Below are 11,865 nucleotides of genomic sequence, written 5' to 3'. Positions count from 1 at the left end.
AAACCAACCAAATGTAAGGCTAGTAGTCCTTTAGGTAGTTTGTAGACAAACAACTCCAACTCACATAAAACATGTAAGCGGATGGAGAATAGGTGTGTGTTCTACAAGTAGGATGCCGATCCTATTGCAATTACGCTCCACTTCGTTTAATTATTGTAATCATAATAAATAGCAGTCTACTTGAATTATTTTATAAAATTGGTAATATGGAGAAAGGGCCTATTTCCCATTACAGGAAGAAAAACAGTATTTATTCGCTAAGTATTTGTGAAAGGATGAGTCTACATGATTTCATTGCAAGCATTCATTGACGGTGAATACGTTAGCCATAAACAAAATAAGACCATTCAAGTTATGAACCCCGCTACAAATGAAGTGATAGGGGTGGTACCTTCATTAGATAAAGCGGATGTGGATCATGCCGTTTCATCGGCAGTGACAGCTTTTTCAAAATGGAAGAAGACACCGGCAATTGAAAGAGCTAAATTAGTTAAGCAGCTTTTACGTTTAATGCAAGATGATAGTAGTCTAAATGCGATTGGGAAAATGATCACTTTGGAGATGGGGAAAAGTTATTCCTCGGCGAAATCGGAAGTGTTTTATGCAGCTGATCTCGGAGAGTACCAAACAGAGTGGGCAAGGCGAATAGAAGGCGATGTCGTGGAAAGTGACAATCCCAATGAAAAAATCCTCTCCATACGAGAACCGTTAGGAGCAATTGGCATCATTGTGCCTTGGAATTTCCCAATTTATGTCCTCATACGAAAAATGGTGCCTGCATTAATTGCGGGAAATACGGTAGTCATTAAACCTAGCATAAAATCACCATTATCCGCGTTGGAACTCGCGAAGTTGATTGCCGAGACGGACATTCCGAAAGGTGTCATTAACATTGTGACAGGCGAGGACAACATTGTTGGGGAAGCTCTCACTTCTTCGGAAAAGATCAGCATGATTACGTTCACTGGCAGCACAGCTGTCGGGAAACGGATAATGGAAAAGTGTGCGCAAAATATGATTAAAGTCTCTTTGGAACTGGGAGGGAAAGCGCCAGCGGTTGTGATGGAGGATGCGGATATCGATCTTGCCGTTCAAGCCATTGCAGGCGGGCGTTTGGCTAACTCGGGGCAAGTGTGCAACAACACGGAGAGACTCTACGTGCAGAAGTCCATAAAGGAAGCATTCATCAATCGACTCGTGGAGGAGTTCTCGAAAACGGAGTTTGGAGATGGCCTTGAAAACCCTGAAATCGGAATGACATGTTTAGTGACCCCGAACGATGCGAAAAGAGTCCATGACATGGTCAAAGAAGCTGTTTCCGAAGGGGCTGCCGTTTTATGTGGCGGAGAATTAATAGCAGAGGGTAGTAGTTTTTATCCACCGACTATACTTGATAACTGTACGCAAGATATGAAAATTGTCAGGGAGGAAATATTCGGGCCTGTCTTGCCGATTGTTGAATTTGAAACGTTGGAAGAAGTCATTAAATACGTGAATGACTCGGATTACGGACTCACGTCGAATGTGTATTCGAACAATTATCGATACATTATGGAGTTGATTTCCAACATTGAGTGTGGCGAAGTCTATGTCAATCGACAACAAGGTGAAGCGTATCAAGGATATCATTCGGGATGGAAGAAATCCGGAATCGGTGGAGACGATGGGAAACATGGCTTTTATGAATTTACACAAGTGAAGACGGTTTACATGAAATACTAAGTGGCATCAATCTTTCATGTCGGGTTGAATGGAGTGACGGAACATGCAATTTGAGTTTGGCTTGTCGACAAAAATACTTTGTGGAGAAGGGAAGCACCTTCAGCTTGGACAACTGATTAAAGAGTTAACAGCTTCAAGTAAAACAGTCATTGTTACAGATCAAGGCGTCATTGAGGCTGGTGTTGTCGATTTAGTCGAAAAAGTGCTCAAGGAAAGCGACATTGACTATAGCGTGTTCAGTGATCTGGAGAGTGATCCATCTGTACGTTCGATTGATGCAGCCGCGCGGGTCATACGGGACTTCGATGCAGGTTGTGTCATTGGAATCGGTGGCGGCTCGGCAATGGATGTAGCTAAAATGGCTTCCCTTGTTGCGGTCGGGGAAGCGTCTGCATCCCATTATGAGCTGATGGCAAACCCTTTTCCGAAGAAAACGATTACGTCGATCATGATCCCTACCACTTCAGGTTCGGGTGCCGAAGTGACAAGCACGGTTGTATTTACGAATAGTGAAAAACGCAAAGTATGGGGATGGGACGAACAAATGGCACCGGACGTGGCTATTTTAGATCCTTTATTTACTAAGGGGCTCCCCCCTCATTTAACGGCTGCAACTGCATTGGATGCATTCGTGCATGCGATTGAAGCGTGTACGGGTACTAGGTCGAATCCGATCATCGAAGCGTTCGGACTCAAATCCATCGAATTGATTTGCGGAAACTTGGAGCGAGTGCTGCATGACCCGAAGGATCTCGAAGGCAGGACGGCATTAGCAGTAGGGGCGGCACTTGCAGGAGCGGCGATTGAACATGGAGGCACGGGCATCGCGCATTGTATTGGCCATGCCATTTCAACAGTCGGAAGAGTGCCGCATGCGCGGGCAGTTGCGATTGCAATGAATGCAACGTATCGATGGAAGGTGGAAGGGAATGTAGACATGTTTGCGAAAGTTGCAAACGCGATGGGGGTACATACGGAAGGATTGAGCAAATCGGAGATCGCCTATGCAGGGGCGGATCGTTTTATGGAACTAGTCAATACAAGCGGAGTAGACACATCGTTACTAGAGGATGGTTTATGTATAGATGATGTTGGTCGTTTAGTAGAAACGATGAAAGCGGAAGAGAATCAACCGATGAGGGAAAACAATTGCCGCTTCATCTCTGAAGAAGATTTACGTAGTTTCGCAAGGAAATTGCTGTCCAACTAGCTCCCAAACGGCGTCGCCGGGCCTTCATGGCAGAATAGTAAGGAGAGATTAGATGAATCTTAGACATGCTGTTTTTTGGCCACCGTTTTTATTAGTGTTGGTAGCCGGTATTATAAGTTTTACAAATAGAGATGCTTTTATCGACATAACGACAAAAGCGAATGATTGGTTATTAGTCAATTTAGGAGGGCTTTTCAGTCTTAGCGGTTTGCTTTTATTGGCGACAGTCATCATTGTTTACTTTTCGCCGTTGGGCAAAGTGAAAATCGGCGGGAAAGAGGCAAAGCCGATGCTGAAGCTTCCGAATTGGATTGCAATCACACTGACGACGACTGTTGCGGCAGGTGTAACGTTTTGGGGGATCGTCGAACCGATCTATCATTACTTAGCGCCCCCGGAATCGATGAACATCCCTCCGGAATCCCCTGAGGCAGTGATCTATTCGATGTCGACAATGTATTTGCATTGGACGATTACTCCGTATGCCATCTATTGTGTTCCTGCGTTAATGTTTGCGTTTGCCTATTATAATATGAAAAAGTCGTTTAGCTTGAGTTCAACGATGGCCCCTTTATTCGGCTCGAGAATAGAAGGCGGTTGGGGGAAGGTCATTGACGCGGTCTGTTTATATACACTCGCATTAGGAATGGCTGCAGCCTTGGGAACAGCTGTCATCAACCTTGGCGGCGGTTTGAATTATCTTACTGGCATAGCGAGTTCACCGGTATCGTGGGCGTTCATCACCGCAATCGTGATGATTACTTTTGTTATTTCAGCAGCAAGCGGGTTGATGAATGGTATTCGAATTTTGTCGGATATCAATATGAAAGTGTACATCGTCATTGTCCTGTTCATTTTTGTTGCGGGACCAGCTGGTTTCATTATTAATCTTGGCGTTGAATCGTTTGGCCACTATGTGACGCACTTCTTTGAGAAGAGCTTGTTCACAGGCGCGGCATCCGGCGATCAATGGCCGCAATGGTGGACTGTCTTCTACTGGGCGAACTGGTTTGCCTGGGCAGCCATCACGGCATTGTTTTTGGGAAGAATTGGCTATGGGTACACGGTTAGGACATTCATCATTGTTAACTTTGCGTTCCCATCTCTTTTTGGTGGGTTGTGGATGACGATCTTCGGTGGGACGACCATACACCGCTTGATTACCGATACGAAAATTGCGGATGTCTTTACAACAAGCGGCCCGGAAACGGCATTATATGCGATACTATCTGAAGTTCCATTATCGGCGATCGTTATCCCGTTTTATTTGTTCATCGTCTTTATCTCATTCGTAACGGCAGCGGACTCGAACATATCTGCAATGGGTGGAATCAGTTCTACTGGCATTACACCAGATAGCCCCGAGCCAAGTATCGCCATAAAGGTGATATGGGGTATATCGATTGCTGTGATTGCATGGATGATGATTAGTTTCGCCGAAATAGATGGTATTAAGATGCTGTCTAATTTAGGTGGATTGCCTGCGATGGTTTTATGTTTACTCATTGCGGTTTCGTTGTTGAAAGTGGCGTATGATCCGAAGAGGTATGATAAGACGGAATAGTGGTTTTAGACTGTAGACAAACACCATGGATTTTGGTGATTGCCTACAGTTTTTTCTTTTATAATAGAGATTTAGCTAGCGATGATTCTGATTTTAATGAGAACCTGGTACCGTAAATTTAATCAATAATTGAAGTTTGAAAGCGGCAAAGCTTGAAAAAAGGTATGAAAGTTCAAGTTTGATCCCCAATAATTGAAGTTTACATAGCTCAAATGAATTTTCTCGAACTGTAAACAATTCAAATGCCCTATACGATGAAATCACCCGGGAATACAGTGTGTCGTGCACGATCGGAAAGGCTTCTTCGTGTTGGAATTTGAAGATGTGTTGATGCAATATGAACCGATGATTTCGCATTCGATCAGGAAGTTGAATATTTACCGTGACCATGAGCAATACAGGCAGGCGGGAAGGGTGGCATTATGGCAGGCGTGGACGAGGTTTGATGATGAAAAGGGTGATTTTACGCCATTTGCGTACCGCAGCATTCGCGGGGCGATGTTGGATGAGTTGAAACGAGAAAGCCGTTTTGAGGAGAATGTCATGTCGACGACAGATGAGGTGCTAGTATTTTTCATTGGTGGTGCGGAAGAGGATGATGGGTTTGGCTGTCTCCATGACGCGATTGACCAATTAAATCCTTCCGAAAAAGCGTTCATCCAATGGACTTTCTTAGAAGGGTGCAGCTTGGCGGAATGTGCCGATCGTTTCGGTATTTCGGTTTCCGGCGTGAAGAAAAGGAGGGAAAGGCTGTTGAAGAGGCTGAGGGGGTTGATGGGGGGATAGACGTGATACTGACGAGGCCTTCTGCAGATGCAGAGGGCCTTTTACAATAGTATATCTGTAGAGTTGCATAAAAAACACTAAATAATTATAATATTCCTTTATCTAGTAGACTAATAATTCTGTTTGAACTATAATGTATACGATGATAGATAAGGGTGAATTTTCCTATTTATCATTCAGGTAGTAAAGAACTATATAAGCTGCAGTTTTGCTCCATAAAACGACCGCCGATAAGTTATGAAACGAGTTTTGATTCGCGAAACCATATTGTAACGTGTAAGCAACTACATATATGCATCCCCAATTCGTCGCCGTGGTAACGAGGAGTCTTCAAGACTAATAACAGATTAGAATAGACGATAAGAAATGATTGTAAGCGCTTACTGGAGTCGAAACAATGATTGCGAATCCCACGGGCTGGACAGTGCAGGACTGACTGCGGCTTTAGTGAGGTGATCGAGGTTGAACGAAAAGTCCCCGAGTGTCTGAGTCTGCGGAGACCCACTCGAGGACTTGCTGGCCGGAGTGTACCGACCTATAGGTCAGTATACTCCTTTTTTCGAAACTTGATAAGAGTTAATTCAAAAAGGGGGAGTTCAACATGGAATTGAAAGAAGAGTACGTAGTGAACAACGGAACGAGCATCATTTTGCCGGAGTTTGATGAGAATGGCCGATTGCTTTCGGTTGTTATGGAAAAGACGGAGTTGTTTAAAGTGAATATCGAGCCGACGAAACTGATCGATTATAGCCTTCGCTGCTACGGTTCCAGTTTGAGAGGCGCGAACGATGGATCACGGACGCTGCTAGGGGAAATATCCATGCCTCCTATTGTGCTGAATTTGACGCAGAGCCTCTATTGGTTTCCGCATATGTCGCCGGTAAATGAGGATTGCGTCTGGATTGCCATCGACCACGTCAAGGATTACAAGGCGATTGATAAAAAACATACGGAAATTGTATTGAATAATGGTACCGAAATCATACTAAATACAAGTTTTTATTCATTTGACGAGAAATATACTCGTGCTTTCAAGTTGAAATATAAGATTGAGAGGCAGACTACGCCTGGAGCAGTAATTGAATCGAAGACGCGCTATTTCATTAGTAAGAAAGGGAAGGATCGGAATTATCGGCGGTTTGATAAGTGATAGGGTGCATGTGGGGAAAAAGATCGCTGCGAGGGCAAAGCCAGTCGCAATGCAATCAAAACTATTCGCAACGAAACCAACCAATGCAAGGTGAGTAGTCTATTAAAAAAACAACCATCCAACTCACACTAAAATCGTGTGAGCGGATGGTTGTTTTTCATTTACAACAGTAAAAAAGCAATCGGTGTCACAATGATCAAGCTCAAAATCGTCCGCTCCAGCCAAATGACAATCAGTTTTGGAATGCTGATCGGAATCTCGGTTGACAAGATACTCGGAATGCTTGCCGAAAAGAAAATGATGGAGGAGACGCAGACGACCGCGACGATGAATTTTGAGATGAGTGCTGCTTCCACTACTAATAAGGCCGGCAAGAACATTTCAGTAATCCCGATTGCCGCAGCTTTGGCTACTAAAAATGCGTCAGGCACTTGCAGTAGAGTAGTGATTGGATAGAAAATGTATCCGATAAAATCGAAGATAGGTGTGTATTCTGCTAACAGGATGCCGATTAAGCCAATGGATAAAATAGTCGGCAGCATATTCATCGTCATGATCATGCCGTCCCGTAAGTTGACCCATATATTTTTACCGAAATTCGGCGCGTTATGAGAGGCTTCCATTGCTTGATTCCACGCATTTTGAATATAGTTGCTTCGGATGACTGTTTCAGGTTCTCCCTCCATACCATTATAGTATTCGTCAGGCAGTTTACTGATCGGCCAGATCCGTACGGTGATCGCTGTGACGGCAAACGTTACAAAGGCCGTTGTGAAGAAGTACAAGTTCCAGACGCTCATCAAATCTAACGTTTTGGCGACGATGATCATGAAGGAGACGGTGACTGTCGAAAAGCCTGTGGCGATAATGACTGCCTGCTTGATTGTATACTTGCCTTCTTTGAATTCCCGATTCGTGATCAATAGGCCGACCGCAAAACTGGCAACGAACGAAGCCATCGCGCTTACTGCCGAACGACCCGGCGTCTTCCATATTGGTTTCATAATCCGCTGACAGAGTACACCAGCGAATTCAAATAGACCGTAGCCTAATAGCAGAGCTAAAAATACCCCGCCTAACGGAACCATTATACCGACAGGAATCACTAGCAACTCAAATAAAAATGGCCCGACATGTTCATTCATTAACCAGGTAGGTCCTAGATTTGAATAGATGATGATTCCCACGATTAACCCCGTAATCTTTAAGAAAGTGAAAACCAAATTAAATGTACTCTTATTCCATGTTTTTGTTATAAAAGGATAAATGGCTCCACCTAAAATCATAAGTAACGCGTAAATCGGCGTAACGGATGGGAAAGTCGTATTGATCCAAGTAACGATGTGATCTAGGGGAATGGATGAAACCCCATCGACTTTTATGGGTGCGAAGAAGATGAAAATTCCAATCGCACTAAAGCAAACAAACTTCAAGATATTTGAAAGATTCGTCACAGTTTCTTTTGAAGCTTTAGGCGTTTCTTCGGCATTCGTCAAGTGAGGATTTGTCATTGCGTTTTACCTCCAGTTTTGAGTTGTAATATTCAAACAATGCTAGTGAAAAAATATGTTTCAAAGAAGAAAAGACATAGGTACGCTCGAGTTTAAGTCATTACCTGATGTCTTTTTATCTTGAAACAGTAGAGGTTCATTTGTTATACATTTTTTCCTTCAAGACCCGCCAATTCTGCCTCGGAAGCAGCTGGTGCCTTCATTTCAAATATTTCATTCACGACCGTATAATCATAGTATCCAAGCCGGGCGATTGGTTTAATGTTCAATATATCAAGTTTCCCGCTAGGTAGGATGAATTCATCGGCAATATGGACATGAGCTACGCGTCCGATGACAAGGTCAACAGTGGAGACGTCGTTGCCTGTCGGAATTCTTACGGTCTGTACATATTCGCACTCGAATTGGACGGGCGATTCTGCCACGCGAGGACCAGGAGCTTCTGTACAGCTTTTCTTCGTGACACCGGCCATCTCGAATTCATCAACGTCCGCTGGAGCTGCCTTGGAAGAAATATTGACTGCTTCCCGTAAATCCCAAGTCGCCATGTTCCAAACAAACCATCCCGTTTCTTCGGCGTTTCGAACAGTGTCCTTTCTTCCGCCTAATACAGATTGATTGGCGGCAAACATGACCATTGGGGGATCCCATGTAAGGTTTTGATATTGGCTGTACGGTGCGAGATTATCTACACCTTCTTTTGATGTAGTCGAAATCCATCCAATCGGACGTGGGATTGCACTGCTTTTAAAAGGATCGTACGGCAAACCGTGATGTTCGCCTTTCTTCGGTGAATAATGCATGTCTATTCCTCCTATACATGTCTGTGAAAGCGTTTTCTTCATTGCTTACTATCATCCTACTCGCTTTGGAGGCATCGAAGCTATGAAGAATATTTATAATTATAGGAAGATATAAAATGATTTAGTGACATAAAGGTAGATTTAGCGCTTGGTGAGGATAATCTTTAGATTACAGGATTATTATTTGTTCTCCAAACGCTCGGTGAACTCCCGTGCTGACTTTTAAATACTCTGCTGAAGTAGCCTGGATCCGTAAAACCTACTTGGTAGGCTATTTCAGTAATCGTCAATGTCGTCTCTTTAAGCAAAACCTGTGCCTCTTGAATTCGTTTTCCTTGCAGATATTCCGTAAATGAATAGCCTGTCTGCTTTTTAAAGATGGAGCTGAAATATTGGCTATTTCGATGTACAAAGTTTGCAACTTCCTCCAAAGTCAGTGGGGCAGCATACTGTTCATCTATATAGCGAATGGCTTTATTGATCAAAATGGAGTTGTATGAAGTTTCCTCATGTTCGACAAGGTCGCAAAGTCGATAACAAAAAAACAGTATATTATTGACGGTGTCCGCTAACACTTCTCCCGTTAAAATATCCTTGAACAACCCCCTATAGGTAAGTTCCTCTTTCAGCAAATACGGCTTCTCCAACATGAAGCGTCTAATATGCGACAAAATATTTGTCAGCCGAATGCGCACATTGTCCGAATCAGGGAAACTTTCTTCTGTTATCGGATAGTTATTCGCCTGTAGATAAAGCCATTGTTTCAACATTTCCCGATCCGTATTTCGCAAGTGCGTCAGGAATTCATCGATTTCCACGGGTGAGAGGAATGGATCGATATCCGTTAACACCATATTTTTAATGGGGGAAAACACTTGATTCCCGCCAAAGTAAAAGCGGCGCAGCAGGGCACGTTTAGCCTCCCAATACGATTGATGCACTTTTTCAGGATCGTCATACCAATTCCCGATGCTTGCGGAAACAGAGAGTCGTTTCTCATTTTTAATCCTCTGACAAAAGTAGACGAGTATCCGACGTAACGATTGGATTGGATCTTCAGTGGAGGGCAAAAACTCCGTACTAAATAAAAGGACGAAATGATCTTGGACAATCAGTATGAACGGGCGGTATGCTTGAAGCTCTTTATTGATGAACGGAATGAGCTTTGTAAGATTCACTTGCTCTTTATTCGACTTGTCGGGACTTAGCGCAACAGCCAATGTAGGAATCTGTTCATATCCCCATGTCCTAACTTGGACTTGGATAAGTGATTCATCGAATACTCGTCCAAATAGAAGGTCGTATGCCCAGCCGTGGTGGATAAAAGTGTCGTTGTCCGCGCCCGGCTGCTTCTGTGAATTGACTACTCGTTTTACGTTGTGCAGCCATTCATTCGTGTCGTACGGTTTGATGAATAAGGCTTCGGCCTTCATTTCTAAAGCCTGTGCAGCAGCTTCAAATGTTTTATGATTTGTATGTACGACTGTTTTGGTCTTATGTTCTATCAGTAAATTCGTTACTTGTTTTCTAGTCTCATTCAACATCTCGAGTTCTAAAATGATAACGTCCGGCTTCCAATCGAAAAGGACATCCAGACAGTCTTTCTCGTTATCCACTTCTCGTAATTGTGTGATTACAATCTGATTGGATGACAAAACCCACCGGATGCCTTTCCGCTCGAGTTCGTCTCTTTCTGCGATGAGTATTTTCATGTGCTTCACCCCGATGTGCCTTTTAGTGGATTATACTATTGTCTTTGTGTTTAGTGAAATGTGTCTTTGGTGGGGACTATTCAAATAGTAGAGTATGGCGGAAGGAATTTATCTGCTCCACAGTTGGCAAGTATAGTTTATCATCGAAGAGTTCTCGATACCGGACCACGAGTTCTCGTTTATCATCAAAGAGTTCTCGATACCGGATCGTAAGTTCTTGTTAACAGTTGGAACAAACTGTTTAGCAAACAGGGCATAATATGGCGGTGGCAATGTATTCTTCTATATTTACAAAAGACTTGAATAGACACAAAAAGCCAAGAGACCGCTCTCTTGGCTACTTTATTTCTTATAGGCTGGCGTTTACCTGCATAATTGTTTGGATTAACGTACCGATCGTTTGTGATTTAATCGCTTCAGGTGCAGATTCGCCAGTAGGATTAACCCATATGTATTTGCCTGTTACGTCGTCATACGTAAATCCGTTATCAGCAAAGTATTGCTTTAACGAATCGGGCACTTCCTTTGTCCCTGTTATCTGTTCCCAATAATCTGTTGTGTAGACATACAACTCTACGTCATCAAGGCTGGAGGAAATCACTAACATGTCAGTTGGTGTATTAATTATCCATATACCTTTAGAGTTAATGCCGAGTTGCAGTCCTGCTATTCCAGAGATGCCATCAAGATTCACGCCGAATATTTGGTTGATGACTACACGGTTTTCAGCGCCAGTTAAGTCATAACCATGAGCCTTTATATAGGCATCCATCACTTTCACTTTGGCTAATTTCATGATTTCTGCATCCGTAAGTTTTTCAGAGTCACGGAGGGTTTGCATAATAGCAGGGTTATAACTAATTAGCTTATTTCCGTAATTGTTTTTGGAAACCTCATCTAAATCAATGTTAAATACACCCCGAACAGCCTCACGCACCTCATTACCTTTTATTTTTTTACCAAAGGAATCAAGGTACTTATCCATAACTTCGACTTGTGGCATTGCTTCAATTCTAGTATCTACTTCAGTAGAATGCTTATCAACGCCTAAACTTTGACGAACGGCTTCCATCACTTTTTTAGGATATTTCGTTGTTTGCTGTTGTTCACTGTATGTATGGATACTTTCTGCTTGAACCATTCCTGTTCCTGCACTAGTGGACAGAACTATTCCTGTTAAAAGCGCGCTTACGACTAGTTTTTTAGTTGTTATTTTCAACTTTTTGACCTCCATAGCTGTTAGTTGTTATTTTTAGAAATCTATTAGAATATAACATAGTTTGACAGGGAGGTGCATCGTTTGTTGGATAATTAAAAAGCACGCCCCCAGGCATGCTTTTCCCCTAATCTACTATTCCCTTTACAATCCCTTAGTTCTAACATGTCCACAACGCATGCATTTGTTCG

Annotated in this window: 9 protein-coding genes; 5 read left to right on the top strand and 4 right to left on the bottom strand. The window is 43.1% G+C overall.

Translation table 11 applies throughout. The annotated features are described in order from the left end of the window. Positions 1-285 precede the first annotated feature (285 nt). The 5 genes from aldA to M3191_RS01305 all read left to right on the top strand — a co-directional run bounded on the left by aldA (position 286) and on the right by M3191_RS01305 (position 6,432). Positions 286-1,722: an aldehyde dehydrogenase gene (gene aldA / locus M3191_RS01325; RefSeq protein ID WP_251697652.1), complete on the top strand. Its 1,437-nt coding sequence runs from the start codon at positions 286-288 to the stop codon at positions 1,720-1,722. A gap of 43 nt (positions 1,723-1,765) precedes the next feature. Beyond that, positions 1,766-2,932, top strand: a complete 1,167-nt coding sequence (locus M3191_RS01320) for an iron-containing alcohol dehydrogenase (protein WP_251697651.1) — start codon at positions 1,766-1,768, stop codon at positions 2,930-2,932. 52 nt (positions 2,933-2,984) lie between these two features. Next, on the top strand, positions 2,985-4,496 hold the full coding sequence (locus tag M3191_RS01315; protein WP_251697650.1) for a BCCT family transporter: 1,512 nt from the start codon (positions 2,985-2,987) through the stop codon (positions 4,494-4,496). 282 nt (positions 4,497-4,778) lie between these two features. After that, entirely contained in the window at positions 4,779-5,282 is a 504-nt protein-coding gene (locus tag M3191_RS01310; RefSeq protein ID WP_251697649.1) for a sigma-70 family RNA polymerase sigma factor, read from the top strand. Between the two features lie 601 nt (positions 5,283-5,883). Continuing rightward, a complete protein-coding gene (locus M3191_RS01305) occupies positions 5,884-6,432 on the top strand; it encodes a competence protein ComK (RefSeq protein ID WP_251697648.1) in 549 nt (182 codons plus the stop codon). A 161-nt stretch (positions 6,433-6,593) separates the two neighbouring features. On the opposite strand, the gene M3191_RS01300 is transcribed toward M3191_RS01305, so the two are convergent. The 4 genes from M3191_RS01300 to M3191_RS01285 all read right to left on the bottom strand — a co-directional run bounded on the left by M3191_RS01300 (position 6,594) and on the right by M3191_RS01285 (position 11,677). Continuing rightward, on the bottom strand, positions 6,594-7,943 hold the full coding sequence (locus tag M3191_RS01300; protein ID WP_251697647.1) for a YjiH family protein: 1,350 nt from the start codon (positions 7,941-7,943) through the stop codon (positions 6,594-6,596). Between the two features lie 143 nt (positions 7,944-8,086). After that, positions 8,087-8,746, bottom strand: coding sequence for a flavin reductase family protein (locus tag M3191_RS01295; protein WP_251697646.1), 660 nt, complete (start codon positions 8,744-8,746; stop codon positions 8,087-8,089). A 164-nt stretch (positions 8,747-8,910) separates the two neighbouring features. Further along, a complete protein-coding gene (locus M3191_RS01290) occupies positions 8,911-10,458 on the bottom strand; it encodes a helix-turn-helix domain-containing protein (protein ID WP_251697645.1) in 1,548 nt (515 codons plus the stop codon). Between the two features lie 349 nt (positions 10,459-10,807). After that, a complete protein-coding gene (locus tag M3191_RS01285; protein ID WP_251697644.1) occupies positions 10,808-11,677 on the bottom strand; it encodes a hypothetical protein in 870 nt (289 codons plus the stop codon). Positions 11,678-11,865: the final 188 nt, after the last annotated feature.

The organism is Sporosarcina luteola, from assembly GCF_023715535.1.
Lineage (GTDB): Bacteria > Bacillota > Bacilli > Bacillales_A > Planococcaceae > Sporosarcina > Sporosarcina luteola_B.
The sequence above is the reverse complement of the archived record's forward strand: the minus strand, read 5'-3'. Positions and strand labels throughout refer to the sequence as shown.

Coding starts and splice junctions, on each gene's coding strand:
- M3191_RS01290 (WP_251697645.1), bottom strand. CDS start 10,458: ATGAAAATACTCATCGCAGAAAGAGACGAACTCGAGCGGAAAGGCATC.
- M3191_RS01320 (WP_251697651.1), top strand. CDS start 1,766: ATGCAATTTGAGTTTGGCTTGTCGACAAAAATACTTTGTGGAGAAGGG.
- M3191_RS01315 (WP_251697650.1), top strand. CDS start 2,985: ATGAATCTTAGACATGCTGTTTTTTGGCCACCGTTTTTATTAGTGTTG.
- M3191_RS01300 (WP_251697647.1), bottom strand. CDS start 7,943: ATGACAAATCCTCACTTGACGAATGCCGAAGAAACGCCTAAAGCTTCA.
- M3191_RS01305 (WP_251697648.1), top strand. CDS start 5,884: ATGGAATTGAAAGAAGAGTACGTAGTGAACAACGGAACGAGCATCATT.
- aldA (WP_251697652.1), top strand. CDS start 286: ATGATTTCATTGCAAGCATTCATTGACGGTGAATACGTTAGCCATAAA.
- M3191_RS01295 (WP_251697646.1), bottom strand. CDS start 8,746: ATGCATTATTCACCGAAGAAAGGCGAACATCACGGTTTGCCGTACGAT.